This is a genomic window from Shouchella sp. JSM 1781072 (assembly GCF_041949915.1).
In the GTDB taxonomy this organism is placed as follows: Bacteria; Bacillota; Bacilli; order Bacillales; family Bacillaceae_D; genus Shouchella.
Map to the genome: position 1 here is coordinate 195,956 of NZ_JBHFQE010000004.1, position 25,525 is coordinate 221,480.

Sequence of the window (25,525 nt, forward strand, 5' to 3'; positions counted from 1 at the left end):
CCTCCTACGGTGTTCTCATTAATAAGTACAAGAAATAAGGTGCACCTAAAATGGCAATGACAATTCCAACCGGAATTTCTGATGGTGCGAGTATATTTCGCCCAACCATATCTGCTGCCAACATAATACATGCACCGACGAGCGTTGCTGTTGGAATCATCACTTGATGTTTCGGTCCAACTAGTCTTCGCGCAATATGCGGAGCAACTAACCCTAAAAAGGCAATACCGCCAGCCACAGCCACCGAAATAGCAGCTAGTGCTACAGCAAGAACGAGAAGAACGCGTCTTTCTTTTTCCATTGCTACGCCTAAAGAGATTGAAGACTCCGTGCCAATCTGCATAACATTTAGTGTTCGTGCCTTATACAAGGCGAGCGGAACAAGAATAAGCACCCAAGGTAGAATTGTTAATACATAGGCCCACGTTGTTCCCCATATGTTTCCTGTTAACCAAATCGTCGCCTGCATAAAATCATTCGGCTCCATCCGAAGCTGAACCACGATTAACAATGCACTAAACGCAGCATTTATTGCAATCCCAACTAAAATGAGTCGAACAGGTGTAACGCCTTTTTTCCAAGCAAATAAATAAATTAAAAACGCTGCAAATGCCGCGCCGATAAAGGCAAAAACAGGCATGATAAAAATCGACAATTGACTAACGCCAGTTAAAGAACCTTGGAAAAAATAAATAAACACGACGACTGCTAACCCAGCCCCTGTATTAATACCTAAAATTCCAGGATCCGCTAGCTCGTTTTGAGAGATACTCTGTAAAATCGCTCCTGACACAGCTAGCGCTGCTCCTACAAGCAGAGCGATAACCATTCGCGGCAAACGAAATTCAAATAATACTAACGCATCTCGCTCCGACCCTGCCCCAAATAACGTTCGCAGCACATCTAAAGGTTGAATTTGAATCGTCCCCGTTTGTAAACTTACTAGAAACGTAAAGCCAATAATGATTAATAAAAGAATCATAATCGATGAAGGTTTTTTCATAATCGCTTTCATTATAGCTTCCTCCCATCACGTCGAGCGAGATAAAGGAAGAATGGTACCCCAATTAATGCTGTCATTGCTCCTACAGGCGTTTCAAATGGTGCATTTACGAGTCTAGCAGCTAAATCTGCTAAAACTAAAAGTAATGCGCCGAGTACTGCTGAACAAGGGATTATATATCGATAGTCGACTCCGACAAGCCCTCTTGTTATGTGTGGAATCACTAAGCCGATAAAACCAATCGCACCTGCGACAGCTACACCTGCCCCTGTTAACAAAAGCACAACGATAATGCCTAAAATTTTTATTAAAAGTATACGCTGTCCTAATCCTTTGGCAACGTCTTCACCTAGACTTAAAACGGTCACAGATCTTGAAAGAACGAAAGCTAATAACAAGCCACCTACTGCCACAGGGAGAATCATTCGAATGTTCGTCCATGACATACCAGCTAATCCGCCTGCGAACCAAAAGCTAATATCTTGCGCCACATTAAAATGGATCGCAATTCCTGAAGAGATCGCACTTAAAAACGCACCAACCGTAACGCCTGCTAAAGCAAGTTTTGCAGGCGTTAGCCCGCCTCTCGCAAAGGAGCCAATTAAAAAAACAAAGGAAGCTCCTACACCAGCTCCTATAAAGGCCGCCGTCATTAATCCAGTTCCTGACACACTCGCGCTAAAAGCAAATGTAATCGCAATAGCGAGGGCAGCACCATCCATGACCCCCATTATCGACGGTTCACCTAACGGGTTACGCGTCATACCTTGCATAATTGCACCAGCAACAGCTAAAAAACTGCCAACAATTGCAGCGCCTAACGCTCTTGGGATTCGAATATCATGAATAATCTGGTGTTCTGTAATCGTTGGATCAAACTCCGTAATCGCTGACCAAATTGTCCCAATCTCGATTTGAGCAGCCCCAAAAGAAACGGATAGAATCAGTGCAGCAGTTAGAACAACAAGACCAATACCTAGCACTAAAAAAGCGTAAACTGGCTTTGATCGTACTTTTGCTTTCTCTAAAGTTGATGCCGCTGATTGTCTCCCCATAAAGTCATTTTCCTTTTCCACTTACATAATACTATTGATAATCATTATCATACAACATTATGAGAAAAGGGTAAACAAAAAACAAGGAATCTCGTTTTTGTTTACCCTTTACGGTATGATAAAGTTAGATTTTTCCCAAGTAGCAAAGTCGTCCATTATCCAAACGAAAGAAAAAGCTTATAACTGAAGTAAGCAACCCCCATCCATATTGGCAAACTAATGAGCAAAGCCCATAATGCCCCAACGACTAAGTTTTCGCCTGTTTCATTTTGCATTTTTTCTTCCATTGTTTAACCCTCCCTTACTTTTTCTACTTTTAGTATATGAGGCAAACGTTTTGTTCATTTAAAAAAAAGATTAAGATTATGTAAGGTTTTCTATAATGGATTCAAGTGAATCAATTTCATCATTCGAATTAGATGCGAAAATGACGTAAAATCTATTTAAAATGGCGACCGCTTTCCCCGGGCACGGCCTCAGCCATTTCCGCAAAAAAACGCTCCATTGTCTTCGGACACGTGCTGTTCCCGCAGGAGTCGTCGCCATTTAATAAGAAAGATGTTACAAATAATATCACTGTTATCATTCGTTAAAATGACTACTGCGACTTATTATAAAATTCATTCAAGTGTAAGCATTGAAAGAAAACTAAATGAAAAACAAGTCAACACTCAGTTAGAATATGACTAAACATCTTCCTCATCCTTCATTTATTTCTATATTAAAAATGGGCATTAAAAGGGCAGCATATGCTACACTTGGATTATAAGCAAGAACCCATTATCAAGCGCTCGTTTCACTAATACTTTCGCTCCAGGTCTTGCGTTATCCTTTAACCATTTTCAATTCAATAGGGTTTGGTAAAAGCTGGATCACTTTTGAAAGAGGTGCACGTTTTAATGGCATGACCAATTTTGAATATGGGGTTCAAAACAATTATTTGAAACAACTGATACAAAGGAGAATTTCCATGGCAAAGAAACAAAAAAAAGAAAGACCTTCTTTAATTATTATGATTTACATGTGGTTATTTATCGTTGTCGCTCTCGTTAATCTTGTAGGGATCGCTTCTCAGAATTTGTACCAAAGCATCTTTCCTTTCTTTATCGTGTCCGTCTTAAATATGGTGCTCGCAGCTTTACTCATCCTGCACACGTTAAAAACAACCGATGCACGAGAACGTCGTTTAGCGATTATTTATTTAATAGGTGTGGCGCTCATTGCCGCTGTTACTTTTTTTCGCTACTTATCTTTACAAGCGTAAGTATTCACACAAAGTTTCGCTGCAGGCGGGTGTTTTCCGCCTGTAGCATCTTTTAAAAATGCATAAGGAGCTGATTAAGTTGATACATATTGTCGAAGTTGGTGCACGCGACGGATTACAAAACGAAAAAACAGTTATTTCAACCGAGCAAAAGATTCAGATGTTAGAAGGTTTTGTTCAAGCTGGATTAACAAAATTGGAAGCGGTTTCATTTGTGCATCCTAAGTTCGTTCCCGCAATGGCTGACGCTGAAGAAATTTTAATCCACTGGAAACGACCAGCTGCGATTGAGGTAGCCGGACTCGCTCTTAATAGTCGTGGCGTTGACCGCGCCATGCAAACATCGATTACGCATTTACACCTATCAATGGCGGTTAGCGACGCTTTCAACTTGAAAAATTCGAAACGCTCTGTTCAAGATGGATTAGCTGATTTACTTCCTAGTGTACGCGAAGCACATTCGATTAAACCTGTTACAGCTATCTTATCAACCTCGTTTGGTTGTCCATTTAGTGGATCTGTTTCAGAATTAGAAGTCATGAGAATGGTTGATGCTTTTTTACAAGCTGGCGCATCAAAAATTGTTTTAGGAGACACAACAGGAATGGCTCACCCATCTCAAGTAAAAGAACGAGTCTCTGCATTATTTACTGAGTTTGGCAAAGATTTGGAACTTGGTCTTCATTTTCATAATACAAGAGGGTTAGCATTAGCCAATACGTTGGCAGGTTATGAATCCGGCGTACGGCATTTTGATGCTTCTATCGCTGGCTTAGGTGGATGTCCTTACGCACCACTTGCTGTCGGGAATGTCTGTACGGAAGATATGGTGCATATGTTTGAAGAAATGGGTGTTGATACTGGCGTTAACCTTGATTCATTAATTGGATTAGCCCAAACCATTCAAGAATGGTTCCCTAAACCGTTAGCAGGAATGGTTATGAAAGCAGGAAAAGCAAGTGAACTGACTAAACAAAGCGAATAAAAAATGGATTAGGTCAAAGTTGACACTGTTGCACCTTGACCTAATCCGCTACAAAATCTCTTCACCCAAGAAACTGTTTCTGCGCTTCTTTTTCGATTTTTCGGGAACAATCGGGACACATCGTTCTCTCATTCGGATGTTCCTTATACCATCTGTATAAAGCTGTTCCTTCTATCGCTTTGTATAGCTGTTTACACGTGATGCACTCAATTTCGTAGTAAATCATCTAATCAGCTCCTCTCGTCTCTATATCTATTCAACAAGAGCAAGCTTGAACCTTCGCACCATGTGTTACAATTTTCAGAACTTAATTGTGTAACCGCCTGTAAACTGTTCACCTACAGCAAGTTTTTGAATTCCTTTTTTCTCTTCTAATGAACCGCTCGTCTCGGTTGTATCCGCTAAGCCGTACCAAGGTTCAATGCAAATAAAAGCTAGCTCGTCCTCACCTTCTCTATATGGAGACCAAACGCCAACATATGGTGCATCTTGCACATCTAGTTCAAGCATAATCGACTGATCGATAGTGACTGAGACTTTATCAACACCTTCATATACAAGCGCGTCACGCTTAAACCGCTCAGGCGAAAGAGAAAAAGATGAGGAAATAGCTTGATCCTTCACTTCTTCCAACAGATTGTCCACTAACTGGTACTGCTTTAACTGCTGGCTCGATTGTAACTCGATGACATGATCAGCCGTTTTTCTTCCTTCTCTCATAGGTAAAGCGAAGCCAGGATGTCCGCCGATGGAGAAATACATGGGTCCGTCTGTATCATTTTTTACTTCCCACGTTACTTTTAGCGATCGCTCAACTAATTCGTAGTTTACATGAATCGTAAATTCAAACGGATACACATCTGTAAACTGACCAGAAGATTCAAAATGAAAGCGAACCTTTGATCGTTCTAGATGATTGGTCACAAACATTTGATCTCTAAGAAAGCCATGTCGAGGAAGTGTATACATCTGGTTTTCATACCGATACGTTCCTCCTTTTAAAGCGCCAACAATTGGAAATAAAATTGGTGAAACCCTTCCCCAGTATTCTGGGTCCCCACTCCACATTTTATTTTTCCCTGTATGTTTATCAATCACTTTTTGAACCTCTGCACCACTATTCATTAGTTCTACTTGAAGATCGTCATTTTCAATAATAATCATGCGTATCCCTCTCTTTTCAAGCATATCGTATCTTTAGAATGCATGAGTGGTTAAAAAACGCAATTGATTTGCAGGAGTTTGTTTATCCTTTTCGAATACTAGATTCGAAAGCGTTTTCTTTTTTGAAGGGGAGGATTATATGGAAACAGCTAAATTAAAACAGAAAAAACGTGTTCCGTGGAAAAAAATTTTTATTATTTCAATCGGCGTCTTCTTCCTTTTATTAATAAGTATTGGCATTTGGGCATATCTACAGCTCCAAAAGCCAATGCCACAAGTGCGCGGGGAGCTAGAGGTTGCAGGGTTAGCTGATGAAGTGTCAGTTTACCGAGATGAGCAAGGTGTTCCTCATATTGAAGCGGAAAATGATGTCGATCTTTATTTTGCGCAAGGGTTCGTGACAGCCCAAGATCGCTTATTTCAAATGGATTTAAGTCGGCGACAAGCTTCAGGTCAGCTAGCTGAAGTAATCGGTGAAGGCATGCTGGACCAAGATCGGTTTTTTCGAACATTTGGATTACGTCGTGCCGCCGAAGCATCAGAAGCAGCTTATGACGAAGAAACGTACGGATACTTAGAGGCGTATGCGGAAGGTGTCAATGCCTTTATGACACAAGCCATTGAAAATGGAGAGCTGCCGATTGAATTTCGACTTGCCGGTTATGAACCAACACCGTGGGAGCCTTTAGATTCATTGACGATTGGAAAGTATATGGCCTATGATTTAAATGGAAACTGGCAAGGGCAAGCGTTTCGTCACTGGCTTGCTCAACACGTTACAGAAGAAGAAGCTCTTGATTTAATGCCTGTTTATCCAGAAGATGGTCCCGTTATTTTAGAATTAGCGCAAAACATTCCAGTCGATATTAAAAGCGCTTTCTCAAAGACTGGTGACTATTTGCCACATCCTTTCGCTGGTAGCAATAACTGGGTTCTTTCAGGAGAGCGGACAGCATCAGGTGAACCATTGCTTGCTGATGATCCTCATCTCGGGCTAGCTACACCAAGTATATGGTATGAAACCCATTTAACTTCCCCTACTGTCAACGTAACAGGGGTCATTTTTGCAGGGGTTCCCGGGATCATTTTAGGATCAAATGAAGAAATTGCTTGGGGCGTAACAAACGTAGGGCCTGATGTCCAACAGCTTTATTTTGAGCAACGACATCCTGAAGAACCATCAACCTTTTTATACGATGACGAGTGGTATGAAGCTGAAGTGATTACAGAAGAAATTCTTGTTGCAGACCAAGAGCCTTATGAACATGAGATTACGCTAACGAGAAACGGTCCTCTTTTATCAGAATATGCGTCCTTTGATGAACAAGCTGAATATGCCCTTTCTATGCGCTGGACAGCTCATGAAGCGACAACAGAGCTTCAAGCCGTGCTCGACTTTAACCGCGCAGATGACTGGGATTCCTTTTCTGAAGCGTTAACGTCTTTTCAAGCACCAGCGCAAAATTTTGTGTTTGCAAGCCAAAATGGCACGATTGCGTATCGTGCCAATGGATTGATCCCCATTCGCCCAGAAGAGGATGACGCTCTGCTTCCTGTACCTGGCTGGGATCCCGCCTATCAATGGGAAGGCTACATTCCTTGGGATGAGCTGCCTACAATTATAAATCCAGATTCAGGCATCATTTCAACTGCCAATAATCAAATCGTTGATGATGACTACCCTTATCACCTTACACACACTTGGGCACAACCTTATCGTCATCAGCGTATTATTGATGTTCTCTATGCAGCATCCGACCACACTGCCGAAGACATGATGGACTTGCAAATGGACGTGGTTAATTTACAGGCAGAAGAGTTTGTGCCGATTCTTACACGTGCACTAGGTGATCGTGAACAATCTGATATTGAAGAACAAGCACTAGCGATGCTACAAGATTGGCAGTACGAGGACTTACGGGATGAAGCTGGCCCATTATTGTTTCATTTATGGATGGATGAAATCTCATCACAATTGTTTAAAGAAGCGCTCCCTAAAGAAATTTATGACTTGTTTGAAGGAAGAGCCAATATTGTTGATGAAATGCTGCGGGATGCAGATGAAGGGCAAACCGGACCTTGGATTGAAAAAGCAGGTGGCTTTGAAACACTCGTTTCTACTAGTTTCCAACAAGCGGTTGCTCGGGCAACCGAGTTACAAGGAGAAATTCCCAACGATTGGAAATGGGGAGAGTTTCACCAAGTTGTTTTCAATCATCCTCTTGCAGCGATTACACCGTTGAACTATTTGTTTAATGGCTCTCCATTGCCTGCCGACGGAAGTCGTATTACTGTAAAAGCCGCCAGTTATCAAACAGAAACGGGAATCGTCACAAATGGCGCTGGTTGGCGTGGTGTGATGGATTTAGCCGACCTTGAAAATACGCATCACCTTGTGGGACCTGGACAATCCGGTCATGTTTTTAGCGACACTTACCATAGCCAGCGAGAGGCTTGGGTCAATGGTGACTATCACATTACCTCCCTTCAATCAGAACAGTATCAACCATTAAGCGACCATCTTCAGCTAATACCGAAGTAAAAGCTACAAAAGTGGGATACACGTTCGAGCACCTGTACTAATTATTTTTAAGAGTTAGACTCGTGAAGCGAGGCACAAAGAGTATGCCACCTGCAAAGTCAGAGCGACTTGCGAATGTCGTGCTACTTACAGGAACCCGTAAAACAAAAAGCTGTGGTAAAATCCTTTAATAGATTTTGCCACAGCTCTCTTTTTTACTGCTCGATAAATGAAAATGCTTCAACATCAAATAATCCTTTTGACGTTAATTTAATAGAAGGAATGACTGGCAGCGCTAGAAAAGCGAGGGTTAAAAACGGATCTACATGTTCGTCATAACCAAGTTCTTGGAGCGCTTTTTGTAACTGATTTAATTGACGTTTTACTTGATCAACCGAGTGTACGGACATTAAGCCACCAATCGTTAAAGGTAGCGTCGCCAATACGTTAGGGCCATTGACAACGGCCATTCCACCACCACACTCAGCAATATGCTTAATCGCATGCTCAATGCTTTCATCATCTGTACCACATGCGATAATATTGTGCGAATCGTGTGCCACCGTTGACACAATCGCACCTCGTTTAATTGGGATTCCTTTACATATCCCGACACCAATATGACCTTTTCTATGATGACGCTCCATCACAACAAGTTTTAAATGGTTGCTGCTTGGTTTAAAACACCCATCTTCTGTCTCAACCGCTTCTGTTACTTTCCTCGTTACGATTGACGTTAATGAAGCTTCAATGATTGTCGCACTTCCGCTGTTCTTTAACGGTAGCTTCAAGTCCTTTTTTGTAAAAGGTTTTATGTGGACACTGTCTAGAAGTTGAGACGGCACATCCACATAATCACGAAATGATGAAAGCACCCTTCCTTGTTCTGCTACTTTTTTCCCTTTTACAAATACATCCTCAACTTCAAATGCGTCCAAATCACTCAAAATTAAAAAGGTCGCTTCTTTTCCAGGCGCAATGGCTCCTTTAGTATGAAGCTGAAAACATTCCGCAGCATTTAAGCTTCCCATTTGAATCGCTTGTAAAGGGTCCATACCAAGCCGAATGGCTTTGCGAATATGAAAATCAATGCTTCCCTCTTCTACTAAGTCATCTAAATGCTTATCATCTGTCGCAAAGGCAAATCTTCTGCTGTTGTGAGCCGTTACAACTGGAAGAATGGCTTCTAGATCTCTTGTTGCCGTGCCTTCTCGCATTAAAACGTAAAAACCTTTTCTTATTCTTTCTAATGCTTCTTCCTCTTTAATAGCTTCATGGTCATTCTCAATCCCTACCACTCTATAGGCATTAAGTGCTTTTTCATCTAGACCCGAACCGTGACCGTCAATGGTTTGTCCGTACTTTTTCGCTAGCTCAATCTTCTCAAGCATCTCATCATCACCAGTGACTACCGCTGGAAAATCCATCACTTCACCTAAACCATGCATCTCTCCTTCGAGAAAAAGAGCTTCTATGTCCTTGCTCGTAAGAGAAGCACCGTTTTCTTCAAACGACGCCGCTGGAACACTTGAAGGAGCCATCATTTTAATATCCATTGGGATGTCTTTCGCAGCTTCGATCATATACCGAACCGCATCAGCGCCACCAACGTTTGCAATCTCATGTGGATCTGCAACAATTGTCGTTACCCCTCTAGGAAGGAGAACTCGTGCTAAATCCTCTGGACGAACCATCGCAGATTCAATATGTACGTGCCCATCGATCAAGCCAGGGCAAATCCATTTCCCTTCTAAGTCAATCGTTTGATCTCCCTTTTTGTAGTCACCAATCCCCACAATCATTCCATCTGTTATCGCAATCGTACTTTTGTACGTGGAGCATGTATACACATCTACAATCGTTGCGTTCGTTAGTAAAAGGTCGCATGATTCTTCACCGCTAGCTGCTCGCAGCTGTTTCTTTATTGACGTTCGATCGGTCATAAACGGGCTCCTTTTGTTTTTAACGTTTATTGTAGCGAATCTTGCCCGCTAGTACCATTGTTTTTCGAAAATCTTACTAGCAAGAATATTCACGTCTAGTTTACCTCACTCTCTCCTCAGTTTCATGTTGAACGTTAAAAAAGCTCGCAGAAAACATTCTGCGAGCTACTCCTCTTACCTTATGCATCTTGTGTTTTTTCGAGCTCTTGCGCATCAATCCGATCTAGCGTAAGTCGATACCCATCATTGCCATAGTTTAAACAGCGCTTCACGCGTGAAATCGTCGCTGTACTTGCTCCTGTCTCTGTTTCAATCTTATGATACGTGTAGCCATCACGTAACATTCGCGCAACTTCAAGGCGCTGAGCAAGAGACTGGATTTCGTTAATTGTGCATAGGTCATCAAAGAATTCATACGCTTCTTCCACATCTTTTAAAGAAAGGATGGCTTGAAACAACTGATCCAATTCTTTTCCTCTTAATTTATTTATTTGCAACACATGTCACACCTTTCGAGTTAAGTGCTTCTCTTATGATGCGCTTATTTTTTAAAGTGGTAAAGCACCAAAGTAATTTTATTTTACCTCATTATTGCTGGAAATAAAATTCTTTTCTTGCGAACATCATAGATCCCTTTTTGTGTAACACGAATATAAGGAAGGTGAGTAGACGAAAAGAATTGCAAACTATACATTGGATCCTCGTGCGTATAACCTCGATCTCTTAACTTTTTCGTAAAGCTGCGTTCCTGCTCCATAATGACTTCCATCGGTTCATCAGACATCATTCCGAGTAACGGTAGCTTGATGCGATCAATCACTTCTCCATCTTCAATGAGAATTAATCCGCCACCTTGTTTCTTTAACTCATTAAATGCTTGCACCATCGCTTTTAATGACTTTCCGATCAAAATAACGTCCCCAGTGTATGAATAGGAACTAGCTAAACCCATCACAGACGTTGCAAATCCTCTGAGCGTTGTGGTAACGAGCCATTTTCCTTTTTTATCAATCATTGCAAAAAACGATTCGTCATGATCTGTTGATAGCGCGGTAGCTGACGTTTCAAGCATGGTTTGATAAGGTTTTAAAATAACCGCATTCGTCATTTCAATACCCATTGGCATTGAAAAATGAAGCTCATCTTCAGACAGTTCCCAATTAAATTCAATCGGATTTATTCCATAATCAGACCAATTAAACGTTTGTTCCTGTCTAATATCTTTTCCATCGCGACGAACCCACTGTCCTTTAGCAAGAACACTTACTGGCGTAGGTGCATCTTTCGCTGATAAGAAATTCAAATGAGCAATTCGACCAGGTCCAATCATACCTAGCTTATGATCAACATTGTAATAACGAGCAACATAGTACGTTGCCATTCCATAAGCATCAATTGGGTTAATCCCTGCATCAATGGCAATTTGAATACACGTATTCATAATCCCTTCTTCATAAAAAGATGGTGGCGATCCGTCCGTTGTCATTAAGCAACGCCCGAAATAGTCTACACCTAGTTCTTTTAACTCTTCAAATAAACGCGGTAAATCTGGTCGAATGGAAGAATGACGTAAAGAAGCCGTATACCCTACATCCAACCTACGGATGACTTCTTCACCTGTTATCGCTTCATGGTCGCAAGTCACTCCTAACAATGCCATCTGAGATAACGTCTTCTCCGATGCACCTGGCATATGACCCTCAATTGGCTTTCGGAGTCGTGTCGTTTCTTGCATCCAGTGCAAGATCGTATCATCACCTTGTAACACTGCTGGCCACGATGTTAATTCTCCACCTTGAACGACAAGATGATGCTCAAGCCAAGATTTAATTTTGGAATTAGAAAACATCTCATCCTTTAATAATTCTGATTGGGAATCATATCTCGTCCACCAATACATTGTTGTCGGCAGTTCTTCAAGCTTTTCTATTAAAGAAAGCGCTTTCTTTTTTTCTAAGTTTAAAAAATATACTAGATTGTCATTAATCAACGTTGTTGTCCCGCGTTCAGATGCATATTGAGCCAAGCTATGGGGATTATATAATTGAAATGGATGGGCGTGATGTTCAATGTAACCTGGAACAATAAATTGTCCGGTACAGTCAACCACTTCAGCATCTCCTAACATTTCAGGGAGATCTTGACCAACGTAGACGATTTGATCATCTGCTATCCATATATTGGCTTCAACCCATTTTCTTCTTGCAAAATTCAAGTAAGTGGCATGTCTGAGAACTAAGGTAGGCGGGCGTTCTCCTCGAATAACACTTAAATGTTCCCTTAGTCTCGTCTTGGTCCATCGCTGTATTCGCTCAGTCGTCATTTTATCACTCATTTCATCTGTTCAATCTTTCACCCATCTTACCATAGATCAGGGTGAGAATGATGTTGAATTGTGACATTTCATCACAACTTTTTTTGGAGGGATCACCATGATCAAACGCTTAGATAACCCTTTTGTCATCCTGTCATTTGTTTTAACGGTTATCTTTTATTTATTATCGGCAAAACCAATCAAACAATTAACGATTATTCAATATATCCTTGTTTTTTTCGGCACGATTAAATGGTTAGAATTATGCTTAGAGAAAAAACAAAAGCAAGCACATCAACAGCCAGATGTCATCAATCCATCATGACTTTACTGTACCAAAGAAAAAGTAATAATACAAATGAAAATACTCGGAAAAATCTCTTCTCGTATCTATTTCGGTCGTCATACAACATAAGCTATTCCGAGTCATGTCCACGTCTTTATGTAAAATCACGATACACTTCTTTTATAGTTTGATTAAGTCTGTTTAAAGACTGTCGTCCTTTATCCAAAAATGTGAACGTTCAATTCAAATGATCGTCATCACTTATCGCGCGGATGGACGCTTCCACCACAGGCACAAACGCGACATCCGTTTGCGCTACGTTATCACTTGCACTCACTGTGTCTTCTTTGCCGCGGGCAGCGCCTTAACTCCTTCGATAAGATCACTCTTGGATTTTCAGACTGTTTCTTATCCTATCGGAGTCTCCATCGGCGTTAATGAGTAAGACAGATGTGTCAATTAAGCTTTGTATCTCTCCATTCTTCATGGACTCTATCCTATTCCGCTCACACCATGGTTATTTAACTATGGAGCGGTTTTTTTGATAAAAAGAGTTATTGTTTATACATATTTGAACCTACGGAACGCCCATAAACATATGCCTCAAACACGTTACTACCATCGCAATAAATCATCCAACAATCGATACGCCAAAAAAAATAGTAAATAGCCACCTGATACTAAAAAAAATGGTTCAAGGAACACGGCATGGATCGAAGTCATAAACACGGTTTGGTTATCTAAAATTTGATATACAGCTGACATAGTTATTGATCCGAATGTAAATACGCTTATAACGGCAACAAGCGAAAAGATTTTTTCAATGAAAAAGGATTGTCTTGCTAATAACAACAAAATCGTTGGAATGATTAAAAACAACACAATAAAAATAAACATAAAATCTTCCCTCTACTTTTCCTACAGTCTCCTCCATTATTTTCTACATATAAACGGTTAGTTATACCGTCTTTCTACACAAAATCATATTTGTCGAAAATAATTGTAAGATTTTTTCAAAAAAAGCATTGACGTTCTCTCACCCTCTGTAATAGTATAGTTATTAAATAATTAAATTGTTATATAACAGTTAGAGGAGAGATGAAAATGAATCGTGCAAAAGCAGCCGAGCAATTACAACAACAATGGGAAACAGAAACAAGGTGGGAAGGCGTGACTCGAGGTTATTCTGCAGAAGATGTGATCAGTTTAAGAGGATCAATGCCAATCCAGTATACGTTTGCAGAAAAAGGAGCTGAACGCTTATGGGACCTTATCCATACTGATCCATTTGTTCGCGCCCTTGGAGCACTAACGGGGAACCAAGCAGTTCAACAAGTAAAAGCGGGTTTAAAAGCCATCTATCTTAGCGGCTGGCAAGTTGCTGCAGACGCCAATTTATCAGGGCAAATGTATCCGGATCAAAGCTTATATCCTGCTAATAGTGTTCCTAAAATTGTAAAAAATATTAATCAAGCTTTGCAACGCGCCGATCAAATTGAATTTGTCGAAGGAGATTCATCTACACATTGGTTTGCCCCGATTGTCGCAGATGGAGAAGCCGGTTTTGGTGGACGCTTAAATGTATACGAACTAACGAAATCAATGATTGAAGCTGGGGCTGCTGGTGTTCACTTTGAAGATCAACTTGCATCTGAAAAGAAATGTGGCCATTTAGGTGGAAAGGTGCTTATCCCTACACGTACTGCTGTACAGAACTTGATTGCCGCTCGACTAGCCGCTGATGTTCTAGGTGTTCCAACACTTATCATCGCTCGGACAGATGCGAATGCTGCTGACTTGCTTACAAGCGACATTGATCCATATGATCACCACTTTATCGCTAGTCATAATCGGACAGAAGAAGGGTTTTTCCGTACAAATGCTGGCTTAGATCAAGCCATTGCTCGAGGGCTGGCTTATGCCCCTTATGCCGATTTAATTTGGTGTGAAACATCCGAGCCTAATTTAGAAGAGGCACAAGCGTTTGCTGATGCCATTCATGAGAAGTTTCCTGGAAAACTACTTGCTTATAACTGCTCTCCTTCATTTAACTGGAAAGCAAAATTATCGGACGATGAAATTGAAACATTCCAAGAACGTCTGGGAGAAATGGGCTATAAATTCCAGTTTGTCACGCTAGCTGGCTTCCATGCTTTAAATAACAGCATGTTTGAACTTGCAAACGGTTACTCAACTCGAGGAATGGGTGCTTACTCGGAACTTCAGCAACAAGAATTTTCAAATGAACAAAAAGGCTATACTGCAACAAGACATCAGCGCGAAGTCGGCACAGGTTATTTTGATGAAGTAGTATCTGTTATTTCCGGAGGGACCTCTTCTACTAGAGCAATGAGTGGCTCTACTGAAACTGAACAATTCTCATAAATCACTGAAATTTGGACTAATCAGGAAAGGAGTGGTCAACGTGCAGGAGACAACAACGGTTTGTACAGATTGCGGAAAGAAGATCTCAATGAAAGAACCAAGCTTTACTCAATGCGACTACTGCTTAAGCAAAACAGAAGAATAGATTTCTCGCAAACCTCTAGGGTACTTTTGAACCTAGAGGTTTTTGCTGCGAAAAAAAGAGGACGATGTTCTTGCTATCGCCCTCTTCCCTCTTACGCTTTTAACATCATATGTTTTGCTTCTTGTCGGCGTTTATGCAAAATTGGTTCTGTGTAGCCAGATGGCTGAGTTTTTCCTGAATAAATGAGCTCTTTTGCTGCTTGAAATGCAATCGATTCTTCACTTACTAACGATTGATAGAGAGAATCGTGCTCATTTTGTTTATCCACGACACGAGCCATTTTTTTAAATGATTGTTCGAGTTGTTCCTTTGTACAAACGCCATGATACAGCCAATTTGCTAATAATTGACTTGAAATTCGAAGTGTTGCTCGATCTTCCATTAGCGCCATGTGATGAATATCTGGGACTTTTGAACAACCAATTCCTTGATCAATCCATCTAACCACGTATCCTAAGATACTTTGAATATTATTATCAAGCTCCTCTTCAATTTCTTCCTGCTCATATGAACGACTAGCAAGGGGGACCTCTAATAAATCTTTCCGATAATCAACTTTACTGACCCTTAACTGTGTTTGCGTATCAATCACATTGATTTTATGATAGTGCAACGCATGAAGTGTCGCTGCTGTTGGTGATGGAACCCAGGCCGTGGAAGCCCCTGCCTTGAGCTGGCTTCCTTTTTCTTTGACTAATGCAGCCATTTCATCAGGCATCGCCCACATGCCTTTGCCAATTTGTGCTTTTCCTTGAAATTGCGCATTTAAGCCAGTTTGAACATTTGCTTTTTCGTAAGACTGAATCCACTTCGTTTCTTTCATTTCATGCTTTCGAACAACAGGACCTGCTTCCATTGACGTGTGGATTTCATCTCCTGTTCGGTCTAAGAAACCTGTATTAATAAAAAAGATGCGCTCTTTCACTTCATAAATACAAGCTGATAAATTTAACGAGGTTCGACGTTCTTCATCCATCACACCGATTTTTATTGTGTAACGTTCTAACCCGAGTAAATCTTCAATTTTGTTAAACAATGTATGGGCAAAAGCAACTTCTTTCGCACCGTGCATTTTTGGTTTTACGATATATATGGATTGCTTTGATGAATTTTGGACGGATGAATGCCCTGCTAAATCATGCATCGCAATAAGCGTTGTAATAACGCCATCCATTATTCCTTCTGGTATAGAACGACCGGATGCATCTTTAATAGCGTCTGTTTTCATTAGATGGCCAACATTTCGAATTAACATTAACGAGCGACCTTTCACAAGTAGTGGAGCCCCTGTTGGGGAACGGTAATAATCATCTTCATTTAAGGAGCGCTGCGTCTTCTGACCATTTTTCATAAATGAAGCACTACTTTTCCCTGTCATTAAATGAAACCAGTTCCGATAGACGTCTACTTTATCTTCTGCATCAACTGCTGTAACTGAGTCTTCGCAGTCCATAATGGTTGTTAAAGCTGACTCGAGTATAATGTCGCTAATACCAGCACGATCAGTCCCTCCTATTGCATGCGAACGGTCAATTTGCAAGACGATTCGCATATGGTGATGCTCAAACAAGACGGCTGATAATGCTCGTTCATCTCCTTGGAAACCAATAAAGGCTTTTTCATTTGCTAAACCAGTTTCAGTCCCATCCTCTAGTGTAGCAATGAGGTTCTCCTGAACAACTTTATACTCAACCACGTTCTGGTGAGAATCCTTTTCTAACGGGACCGTTTCATCTAAAAATTGTTTGGCGTACCGAATGACTTCATTTCCTCTACCTTCATCATACCCCTCTACCTTCGTTGCTTCGACCTTAATGACATCGCTTCCATAAAGTGCATCATATAAGCTTCCCCACCTCGCATTAGCTGCGTTTATGGCGAATCTGCTATTGTTGATTGGAACAACTAACTGCGGGCCCGCCTGTGTAGCAATTTCGTCATCAATCCCACTCGTGGTAATCGTAAAAGGCTCTGGCTCCGGCTGCAAATAACCGATTTCTGTTAAAAATTGATAATAATCGTCATTTTGAAATGAATGAGTTTGATGCCACTGATTGATCTGCTCTTGAAACCATTCTCGCTCCTTCAGTAACTGTTGATTAATGGGGGCTAGATCATGAATGATTTGCTCAAATCCGTTCCAAAATAAATCCGATTTCACATCAATCCCTTTTAGTACCTCTTGTTCAATAAATTGATGGAGTGTAGTTGCAATTTGAAGGTTTCCAATCTGTTTATAAGCCATCCTTTCAACACCTTTCTTTCAATCGTTCATTCAATTGTACTATAACAGATAACCTTTAACAACAACTGTTATATATTATAACAGAGAAAGTTTTCGACAAAAAAAGTGGTTGAAGGCATACTTGCCTTCAACCACTTTTTACGCTTATTCTGCTGTTGGTAATTGATCAATTGAATCAATATCCATATATTCAGGCACAACTAAACCAATCACTGCACCTTCAAGATTTGGTCCAAGATCATCAAGGTCACTTTCATAATCCTCTAGGAAATGACCATGTGTTAATGGTAACCAAGCTGCTACACTCGCATCAGAAGAACCATCGGCAAGAGATTGCCACATGTATGGTGCTTCCATATCCATCAATTCAGGATTGTAACCCATATCTTCTAAAACTGCACCAATAACGTTCGTTGACGCAATTTCAGTGTCCCAATTCACTAGAGATAGGATAATTTCGTCTCCATCAACAGTGTCTACACCAGCAGTCCATTCATCAACTGTATCTTGATTTTCATCAACCCAGTTACGCGCTGCTTCTTCTGGAGTAGAACCTTCTTCAATCTCTAACATAACAGCTTCCATGTCTTCTGTTGTCCAGAAAAAATTATCAAGGATTTGATACGCTTCAGGCATATCATCCATTAAACCATCACGAGCTATTGTGTGAATATTCTCACCATCACCGTAAACATTTTGCGGATCGTCAAGATATTTCAAATCAAATGCTTCAAATTTCCAGTGTGGTGACCAGCCGGTTACAACCACCGGCTCGTGGTTATTTATATGTTCGGCAAGTTGCTGTGTCATGACTGCACTACTAGATACATCTAAATCTAAGTCAAGATTGTATTCCTCGATTGCTGTTTCTGTTGTTGTCATAACGCCTGCACCAGGTTCAATCCCTGTAATAGCAGTTAAATTTTCTGCAATGTCTTCTTGAGACAACATATCTGCTTCATCTTCTACAGATCCAGTGTTCTCTCCACTGTCATCACCATTTCCACATGCCGCTAGTGTTACCACAAGGGCTAAACCTGACGTTGTACCAATTTGTTTCCAATTCATACGTAATTGACCTCCTATAAGATGTTTTCTTTGTTTATTTAAAGGGGGAATGACCCCCTAGTTCCTAAGATTAAGCTTCTTGTTTTTTATTAAAACTTTGTGTTAAACGGTCTAAAATAATGGCGAGTATAACGATTGCTATACCAGATTCAAAACCTGCTCCAATATCATTTTGTCCAACTGCTCGATACACATCACGGCCAATTCCGGATGCACCGATCATTGCAGCAATAACGACCATTGATAGGGCAAGCATAACCGTCTGGTTAATACCAGCCATCATCGTTCCTTTTGCTAAAGGTAACTGTACTTTAAATAATTTTTGCGAACTAGTAGAACCGAATGCTTCTGACGCTTCAATCAGTTCTGTTGATACTTGTCGAATGCCGAGATTTGTCATACGAACCGTTGGTGGCATCGCAAAGATAACAGATGCAACCACACCTGGAACCATCCCAACACCAAAAAATGTAACAGCTGGGATTAAGTAAACGAATGCAGGCATCGTCTGCATAAAGTCAAGAACAGGCTTGAAGAACGCCTCGACGCCATCTTTTTTTGCCATCCAGATGCCAAGTGGCACACCGAAAATAACAGAAATAATTCCTGCTGCAAGAACGATTGATAATGTATCAAGCATACCGTTCCAAAAATTCAAACTATCTATAAAAACTAAACCAATCGTAACAAAAGCAACTAAACCCCATTTTCCGCGGTTTAACATGTACGTTCCTACTGCTACTAGAATAATAAACAGCCAGCTTGGCGGCAGGGAAATGACCCAATAAATGCCATCTATTAAGAGAGCAATTAAAAATACAATTGCGTCGAAGAACCACTCAACGTTCTCCTTCAGCCAATCTGCTGCGGTTTCGACCCATTCACCTACTTCCAGACGGGGTAGAAAATCCATTAAAATCAACCTCACTTCCTGATAACGCACCTAAGACTGCGCTACGAACAATAATGCCTTGTAATCGATTCTCCTCTTTTACGACTAGCGGTACTGAACTAACGGCTAATCGATCCATTAACTCATTTAAAGGTGTATTCTTTTCTACACTAGGTACATCTTCAATAATGATGGATTCTACACTGTTTATATTTTGCCTAATAAGCTCTGAAACATCTGTAGCGTGAATAATCCCTACAAGTTCACGGTTTCGTTTCGTGACATAAATACTTGAGATTCCAGCATCTTTCATACGTTGTAATGCAACACGAGGACCGTCTTTTTCAAAATTAACCGTTTCCGGGCGGATCATAACATTTTCTGCTGTAAAGACTTTTGAACGGTCAACATCTTCTACGAATCGTTCTACATACTCATTTTCAGGCTGCGTCAGAATTTCTTCTGGTGTTCCAATCTGAACAACCGAACCGTCTTTCATGATCATTATTCGATCACCTATTCTCAGCGCCTCATCCAAATCATGCGTAATAAAAATAATCGTACGATTCATTTTCTCTTGTAAATCAAGCAACTCATCTTGCATATCTTTACGAATAAGTGGATCAAGTGCCGAGAACGCCTCATCCATTAATAGAATATCTGGATCATTGGCAAGCGCTCGTGCTAGTCCAACCCGCTGCTGCATACCACCTGATAGTTGATCAGGGTAACTTGATTCATAACCCTTTAAACCAACAAGTTCTAATGAAGTCTGAGCTGTTTCTCTTCTTTTTTCGCGTGGAATCCCTTGAATTTCAAGTCCATATTCGACGTTGCTCATAATTGTACGGTTTGGGAACAAACCAAATTTCTGAAACACCATACTCATTTTTTTACGACGTACTTCTCGTAAATCTTTTTGATCCATCTTCGCTAAGTCTTTGCCATCAACCAATACGCTACCTACAGTAGGATTAATTAAACGGTTTAGTAAGCGGACAAGTGTGGATTTCCCACTACCAGATAGTCCCATTATTACAAAGATTTCGCCATCTTGAACTTCAAAACTTGCGCGATCAACACCAACCGTTAATCCCGTTTTTTCTAAGATCTCGGGTTTTTTCTTACCCTCTTTCAACATATCTAAGGCTCGTTTAGGTTTTTTGCCAAACACTTTAGTTAAGCCTTCAACCTTAATTTTCGACAAGTTTTCCACCTCTTTATACAATTCCTGCGTCTTTGTGACTATGTAACTATACCGTATAAATGAAAAATCAATCAAACGGAATAAATCATTCTATCCGTTTATATTGTTTGTACAGTTTTTATTAAACAAACTTAACGATGTCTTTCCTCAAAAATACTCCCTAATGCTAATGATTGCTCCTGTTTCTCTTAGTGTTCACTTTTTTGGGATTTTGTTACACTTTATTTATCAAGAATGTGGAGGAATATTATGGAGACAACAAATTATGAGTCATCTTCTGATACGAAACAACTCCAGAAAATTCGGGAGAAATTTATACATGAATTATCCACTAATCTTCATTTATACGGAATGAATGAGTCAACTGGACGTCTTTATGGTGCCCTATTATTCGAAGAACAACCCTTAACACTTGATCAGATGAGTGAACAGTTAGGAATGAGTAAAACAAGTATGAGTACGAGCATTCGTCAGTTAACAGAAGCTCATATGGCACGAAAAGTATGGCAAAAAGGGGTAAGAAAGGATCTTTATAGTTCCGAAGATGACTGGTATAGTTCTTTCATTGCGATATTCACAAAGCAGTGGCGCACAGCGATTGATCGTAACCGTAAAGCAAGTGATGAAATGAAGGAAGAGTTGCTTGCGATGCAGGAAAACGCGCCACATTTGTCGGATACCATTAAGGTTGATCTAAAAAAACTGAATCATGCAAACGGCTATTATGATTGGCTCGATGAATTTGTCGCCTTATTAGAGTCAGGGGAAATTTTTAAAACGCTACCAAAAAAATAATCGTCACACACGTGAGGCGAATACATGAGCATACAAACTATCCGTGTCTTCGCCTCGCTTTGTGTGCATGATGATGAGGAGGTATACAGGAGTGAAGATTGAACCTTGTCCGTCCATTTTGGCTCATTGGACACGTACTTACGTTCCGCATAGAGAATATTTTTTTCTAAAAAAAGACAATCTTTCCCGCGTTTCTTCCCATTTAACTAAGACAATTGTAATGGATCGAAAAAGCTTTTTTAGCCATCCAAGCTATACACAAATAGGTCTCACTAGTGCATTAGAAACATGGCAGCTGTCGAATGAAGTCGACACCGTTATTATTGCTGAACCAAATTGGCTTGAACAGATGTGTGAAATAAAGCGGAAATGGATAATAAAACTGCAGATCTGTTATAATCGTGGGCTAATTATACCTGCTCATTACTTTCCAGAACAAAGAGTTGAAACTTCTTATCTAAGCGGATCTAAAGTCGCCGTCCAATCGAGAATGTGGTATACCCTTCCACTTGATCAAAGAAAGAGCATCTTACGTCAATATGCACAAGACTGGGATACTTGGATAACAGAGCCTTCCTCCACTTATTTACCGCGCCACATTGAAAAAACCGTCAATCATTTTCCTGCTACAAGTGGTCCGAACTGTCTTTCTGCGACGCTTTATGCCATTACAGCTATAGAGTGGCATAAAAATGAATGGCTCCACGAAGAGCCATTTCAAACTGCTTTAGCGATAAATCATTATAAACAGCACCTTCATAATGAAATAAAGCCAACTGATGTGCTCATTTGGAACAATGAGGAGGGGGCTATTATTCACGCTTCTTATTGTGTGAGCCATCAACTCTTTTTTAATAAAAATGGGCAAACTTTATTTCACCCTTGGAAACTTGTCTCACTTTCTTCCTTAGAAAAACTCTGGGGACAACATTATGTCGTATATCGTAAAGAGAATCTTTAATTTGAGCCTCCTCCAACGTATCACTTGAGAAAAGAAACGTTGGAAGAAGGTTTTTTCTTTAAATCGCCTTTCTTTCCATTAAGCGAATCCCAATCCCCGTAAATGCCAAACCCATAAAGATTAATATTGCGCTTGGTAGGAAGAAGTCAGCAAGATTCCATCCTCCATAAGTAGCGCCTGCCATCATTTCAAGACCGTAACGTAATGGACTCATATACGACAGTGCGAGCATAATATCTGATTCTACAACGTCTAATGGCCAGAATGTTCCTCCAAGCATGGCAAAACTTGTGGCAAAGAGGGGAATAACAGCAGATAACTGTTGAGATGACGTAACGATACCACTCATAAAAATGCCAAACGCCATGGTCGCAAATAAATAGGGCACAATGACAAGAAACAAATTCCAGAAACCACCATAGAAGTCAACGTCAAAGAAGAGCGCAAAGATCGAAAGCACAATGGCAATTTGGGTAAAGGAAAGGACAAATGCCACGAGCAAATTACTAACATACAATTGGGTTTTTGACGTAGGCGTTAACAGAAGTCGATTCCATACCCCATTTTCTTTTAATTCAATGATGGTTAAAATCGTAAAGCCCATTGTAAAAAAGGAAAAGAATAGTGTAAATCCAAATAAGCTGTGTAGATTATAATCCACCCCCTGCTCCTCTTCCATTACAGATGATTCAAATGCAAATAACTCTTGATTGACCGTTGCACGATCTCCTCTTTCCTCTACTTGAGCCATCATATAGTGAGAGCGAATAGCAGGCTCAATCATATAAACGATTGGCGCTTCTTCATACGCAGCATGAATTGTATACGTATCAGTCTCTAATTGAACAATCGCTTCTTCTTGTTGGGCTGTTAAACGTCGCTCGGCCTCTGTTTTGTCTAAAACTTCAAACGAAAAACGCGGATGCTCGTCATGAAGTTCTGTTACTTTTTCGTTTATCTGTTCGTTAGATAGTTCAGTAGAGTAAACGCTAACGTCCAGTTGCGAGGAGCTTGAACTACTCATAATAACCGAGAATAAGACCGTCATGCCTATCATTAATAAGAGGGTCAACGGTGCGCGAATAATTTCTTTCCAATATTGATAAAAAATAGCGTTCATTTTACTGTGCCTCCTTTACTAGGAAACACGATCCAAGCAATCACAAATAACATGACGGCAAAACCTGATAAATAGAAAAGGGATCCTGTTACATCGCCTATTGTCGCACCTTGACCAGATTGAATAAGGGCTTGTAAAGCATGACCATTAGGTGTAAAACGACCAATCTCAGCAAGTACTGGTGATAAATCCGACGTTGGAAAGAAACTTCCACCTAAAAAAGCGAGAACCGAAACGATCAAAAGCATAAATACGTTTGCTGCCTTTTCAGAATTCGCTCTAAATGTAACGGCGACCAGAAGTGAAGCCACACTCGCAACAGATAAACACAAAACAACAATGACCGCTAAAAAACTTCCCCACTGACTAACCGTAAGTTGAAAAATAAGCATGGATAGAGCAAATAACACCATTAATTGTAAAAGGACAATGAAAAAAGACGTTACAAATTTTGCGAATAAATAACTTACTGGCTGAATATTGGCTAAAAGCAATCGACCATATACCTTTTTCTTCTTTTCAGAGAACGCAAAGTTCGCCATTAAGCCTGCTGTAAAAAATACATACACTACACCCATTCCATACGTGTAATATTCAAATGACGTGATTGGCGATTCGCCCTGAACAACGACCTCACCGAAATTCTGAGATCGTTCTTCCTCCTCGTCAAGAACTGCGTGTACATAAACTTGTTCTAAATAACTGTTTAGCATGGTTTCAACAATGATCGCCTCTCGCGGTTGCTCTGAATTCAGCAAAACATCAAACGGCTCAGCCTCTCGCTCGCTCTCAATGCCAAATTGCTCAAGCCATACGTTATACCTATACGCAGCAGGAATAGCAATCACCGCTGTATAATCTTCCTCGATAAACTCTTCACTATCTGAAAAATAGTCAACACCGATTTCTTCATCTATATTGGCGAAAAGCGAGTCCGGTACAGCGGTTTGCCGCAACAGCTCTTCATCCACTGCAAGTTCATCGAGTGCCACGGAAATGTCTTCATCTAATCCACTCGATTCAACAATTGCGATCGACACATTGTCTAGTTCAGCTTGTGACCCGAAAGTATTTGCTAACGCGAATCCTAAAATCATTGTAGAAATGAATGGCAGTAAAAGTGTCGATAACAAAGCAGCTTTATCATTGAGGAGCTGTTTTAATTCTTTTCTCAAGATACTCATGTCATCACCTCGTTAATCGCGCAAAGAACGACCAGTCAAATGTAAAAACACATCTTCTAAAGTCGGCTCTTCTACTTTTATCCCTTGAACTTCAACCCCTGCCGATTCTGTTACTTGCAAAAGCGAATGGAATAAACCTTCTTCTTGTGAAACGACCCGGTAGCCTCGCTCCAATTGGTTCACAGATTTCACTGCTTCCAATGAATGAAGCGCATCTTCTAATTGCTCATCCTTTTCATTTACCAAAAGCTCATAGGTCCATTCTTGGTTCAAAATTTGTTTAATTTCTTCATTTGTCCCTGAAGCGATGATTGAGCCTCGGTCCAGAATATAAATGCGATCACAGAGGTATTCCACTTCTTCCATATAGTGACTTGTATACAAAATGGTTTTGCCTTCTTCACGTTGCAAGGTTCGAATTAAATCGAGCAAATATCTTCTTGAGTGCGGATCAATACCTACAGTTGGCTCATCTAGTATTAAAAAGTCTGGTTTGTGAATTAACGCAATCGCCAAATTCAATCGACGCTTCATTCCACCAGAGTACGTCTTTACTTGATCATTTTTACGCTCTTCTAACTCAACCATTTTTAATAGCTCGCTGACCCGATCATGCAAGAGACCCCCCTTTAATTTATACGCTTTTCCGAAAAACAGTAAGTTCTCTTTTGCAGTCAATTCTTCATATAAGGCAAGATCTTGGGGAACCACACCGATTTTTTCTCGAAACGCTTTCAGTTGTGAAAAAATTGGTTTACCATTAAAAAAGATTCTTCCTTTAGTAGGCTTGCTTAAGCTCGATAACATGTCAATGAGCGTGGATTTTCCAGCTCCGTTCGGTCCAAGTAGCCCAACAGACTCACCACTTTTTAGATAAAGTCCTACATCTTTTACCGCTTGTATAGACTTAAATGATTTACTTATTTGTTCAGTTTCAATCAAACCACTCACCTCCATTTGTATCGTTTATAGTGTAATGGACTTAGTA

At 40.4% G+C, this 25,525-nt stretch carries 23 protein-coding genes; 7 read left to right on the forward strand and 16 right to left on the reverse strand.

What is annotated here, in order from left to right:
• Positions 1-4: 4 nt before the first annotated feature.
• The 4 genes from ACE1TH_RS19080 to ACE1TH_RS19095 all read right to left on the reverse strand — a co-directional run bounded on the left by ACE1TH_RS19080 (position 5) and on the right by ACE1TH_RS19095 (position 2,644).
• Positions 5-1,015, reverse strand: coding sequence for a FecCD family ABC transporter permease (locus ACE1TH_RS19080; RefSeq protein ID WP_255224880.1), 1,011 nt, complete (start codon positions 1,013-1,015; stop codon positions 5-7).
• The gene (locus ACE1TH_RS19085) at positions 1,015-2,058 is read right to left on the reverse strand and encodes a FecCD family ABC transporter permease (protein WP_099305275.1); all 1,044 of its coding nucleotides are present in this window, start codon (positions 2,056-2,058) and stop codon (positions 1,015-1,017) included. Before ACE1TH_RS19085 ends, ACE1TH_RS19080 begins: the two co-directional genes overlap by 1 nt.
• Positions 2,059-2,213: 155 nt before the next feature.
• Complete coding sequence (locus ACE1TH_RS19090; protein WP_255224879.1) at positions 2,214-2,345, reverse strand: hypothetical protein; 132 nt, start codon at positions 2,343-2,345, stop codon at positions 2,214-2,216.
• Between the two features lie 152 nt (positions 2,346-2,497).
• Positions 2,498-2,644 carry a hypothetical protein gene (locus tag ACE1TH_RS19095; protein ID WP_375079757.1) on the reverse strand — a complete coding sequence of 49 codons (147 nt, stop codon included), beginning with the start codon at positions 2,642-2,644 and terminating at the stop codon, positions 2,498-2,500.
• Between the two features lie 384 nt (positions 2,645-3,028).
• On the opposite strand from ACE1TH_RS19095, the gene ACE1TH_RS19100 reads away from it, so the two are divergent.
• Together ACE1TH_RS19100 and ACE1TH_RS19105 are read left to right on the forward strand one after the other, a co-directional pair.
• A complete protein-coding gene (locus tag ACE1TH_RS19100) occupies positions 3,029-3,322 on the forward strand; it encodes a hypothetical protein (protein WP_099305277.1) in 294 nt (97 codons plus the stop codon).
• A gap of 79 nt (positions 3,323-3,401) precedes the next feature.
• Positions 3,402-4,307 carry a hydroxymethylglutaryl-CoA lyase gene (locus tag ACE1TH_RS19105; protein WP_099305279.1) on the forward strand — a complete coding sequence of 302 codons (906 nt, stop codon included), beginning with the start codon at positions 3,402-3,404 and terminating at the stop codon, positions 4,305-4,307.
• 300 nt (positions 4,308-4,607) lie between these two features.
• Here the strand turns inward: ACE1TH_RS19105 and ACE1TH_RS19110 are convergent, their stop codons facing one another.
• Complete coding sequence (locus tag ACE1TH_RS19110) at positions 4,608-5,471, reverse strand: aldose 1-epimerase family protein (protein WP_176554489.1); 864 nt, start codon at positions 5,469-5,471, stop codon at positions 4,608-4,610.
• Between the two features lie 139 nt (positions 5,472-5,610).
• Between ACE1TH_RS19110 and ACE1TH_RS19115 the strand changes: the two genes are divergently transcribed.
• A complete protein-coding gene (locus ACE1TH_RS19115; RefSeq protein ID WP_375079758.1) occupies positions 5,611-8,013 on the forward strand; it encodes a penicillin acylase family protein in 2,403 nt (800 codons plus the stop codon).
• Between the two features lie 194 nt (positions 8,014-8,207).
• On the opposite strand, the gene ade is transcribed toward ACE1TH_RS19115, so the two are convergent.
• The 3 genes from ade to ACE1TH_RS19130 all read right to left on the reverse strand — a co-directional run bounded on the left by ade (position 8,208) and on the right by ACE1TH_RS19130 (position 12,270).
• The gene (gene ade, locus ACE1TH_RS19120; RefSeq protein ID WP_375079759.1) at positions 8,208-9,935 is read right to left on the reverse strand and encodes an adenine deaminase; all 1,728 of its coding nucleotides are present in this window, start codon (positions 9,933-9,935) and stop codon (positions 8,208-8,210) included.
• A gap of 179 nt (positions 9,936-10,114) precedes the next feature.
• Positions 10,115-10,432, reverse strand: coding sequence for a YerC/YecD family TrpR-related protein (locus ACE1TH_RS19125; protein ID WP_099305289.1), 318 nt, complete (start codon positions 10,430-10,432; stop codon positions 10,115-10,117).
• A gap of 83 nt (positions 10,433-10,515) precedes the next feature.
• Positions 10,516-12,270, reverse strand: a complete 1,755-nt coding sequence (locus ACE1TH_RS19130) for an adenine deaminase C-terminal domain-containing protein (RefSeq protein ID WP_375079760.1) — start codon at positions 12,268-12,270, stop codon at positions 10,516-10,518.
• 97 nt (positions 12,271-12,367) lie between these two features.
• On the opposite strand from ACE1TH_RS19130, the gene ACE1TH_RS19135 reads away from it, so the two are divergent.
• Entirely contained in the window at positions 12,368-12,574 is a 207-nt protein-coding gene (locus ACE1TH_RS19135; protein WP_099305293.1) for a hypothetical protein, read from the forward strand.
• A 576-nt stretch (positions 12,575-13,150) separates the two neighbouring features.
• On the opposite strand, the gene ACE1TH_RS19140 is transcribed toward ACE1TH_RS19135, so the two are convergent.
• Positions 13,151-13,432: a transposase gene (locus ACE1TH_RS19140; RefSeq protein WP_375079761.1), complete on the reverse strand. Its 282-nt coding sequence runs from the start codon at positions 13,430-13,432 to the stop codon at positions 13,151-13,153.
• Positions 13,433-13,633: 201 nt separating this feature from the next.
• Between ACE1TH_RS19140 and aceA the strand changes: the two genes are divergently transcribed.
• Complete coding sequence (aceA, locus tag ACE1TH_RS19145; protein WP_373454117.1) at positions 13,634-14,920, forward strand: isocitrate lyase; 1,287 nt, start codon at positions 13,634-13,636, stop codon at positions 14,918-14,920.
• Positions 14,921-15,156: 236 nt separating this feature from the next.
• Here the strand turns inward: aceA and ACE1TH_RS19150 are convergent, their stop codons facing one another.
• The 4 genes from ACE1TH_RS19150 to ACE1TH_RS19165 form a co-directional block, all read right to left on the reverse strand.
• Positions 15,157-17,310 carry a malate synthase G gene (locus tag ACE1TH_RS19150; RefSeq protein ID WP_375079762.1) on the reverse strand — a complete coding sequence of 718 codons (2,154 nt, stop codon included), beginning with the start codon at positions 17,308-17,310 and terminating at the stop codon, positions 15,157-15,159.
• 144 nt (positions 17,311-17,454) lie between these two features.
• Positions 17,455-18,378, reverse strand: coding sequence for a glycine betaine ABC transporter substrate-binding protein (locus tag ACE1TH_RS19155; RefSeq protein WP_099305301.1), 924 nt, complete (start codon positions 18,376-18,378; stop codon positions 17,455-17,457).
• A 70-nt stretch (positions 18,379-18,448) separates the two neighbouring features.
• Positions 18,449-19,291 carry an ABC transporter permease gene (locus ACE1TH_RS19160; RefSeq protein WP_099305385.1) on the reverse strand — a complete coding sequence of 281 codons (843 nt, stop codon included), beginning with the start codon at positions 19,289-19,291 and terminating at the stop codon, positions 18,449-18,451.
• The gene (locus tag ACE1TH_RS19165) at positions 19,260-20,477 is read right to left on the reverse strand and encodes a quaternary amine ABC transporter ATP-binding protein (RefSeq protein WP_099305303.1); all 1,218 of its coding nucleotides are present in this window, start codon (positions 20,475-20,477) and stop codon (positions 19,260-19,262) included. The genes ACE1TH_RS19160 and ACE1TH_RS19165 overlap by 32 nt, the downstream gene beginning before the upstream one ends.
• A gap of 249 nt (positions 20,478-20,726) precedes the next feature.
• Here ACE1TH_RS19165 and ACE1TH_RS19170 point away from each other — a divergent pair, with 249 nt between their 5' ends.
• A complete protein-coding gene (locus tag ACE1TH_RS19170) occupies positions 20,727-21,272 on the forward strand; it encodes a GbsR/MarR family transcriptional regulator (protein ID WP_099305304.1) in 546 nt (181 codons plus the stop codon).
• A 91-nt stretch (positions 21,273-21,363) separates the two neighbouring features.
• Positions 21,364-22,233 carry a hypothetical protein gene (locus ACE1TH_RS19175; protein ID WP_375079763.1) on the forward strand — a complete coding sequence of 290 codons (870 nt, stop codon included), beginning with the start codon at positions 21,364-21,366 and terminating at the stop codon, positions 22,231-22,233.
• 58 nt (positions 22,234-22,291) lie between these two features.
• Here the strand turns inward: ACE1TH_RS19175 and ACE1TH_RS19180 are convergent, their stop codons facing one another.
• The 3 genes from ACE1TH_RS19180 to ACE1TH_RS19190 are packed head-to-tail and all read right to left on the reverse strand — an operon-like array spanning position 22,292 to position 25,479.
• Positions 22,292-23,353 (reverse strand): ABC transporter permease, encoded by a 1,062-nt coding sequence (locus tag ACE1TH_RS19180; RefSeq protein WP_375079764.1) that lies wholly within the window; start codon positions 23,351-23,353, stop codon positions 22,292-22,294.
• Positions 23,350-24,537, reverse strand: coding sequence for an ABC transporter permease (locus tag ACE1TH_RS19185; RefSeq protein WP_375079765.1), 1,188 nt, complete (start codon positions 24,535-24,537; stop codon positions 23,350-23,352). The genes ACE1TH_RS19180 and ACE1TH_RS19185 overlap by 4 nt, the downstream gene beginning before the upstream one ends.
• 12 nt (positions 24,538-24,549) lie before the next feature.
• The gene (locus tag ACE1TH_RS19190; RefSeq protein WP_375079766.1) at positions 24,550-25,479 is read right to left on the reverse strand and encodes an ABC transporter ATP-binding protein; all 930 of its coding nucleotides are present in this window, start codon (positions 25,477-25,479) and stop codon (positions 24,550-24,552) included.
• Positions 25,480-25,525: the final 46 nt, after the last annotated feature.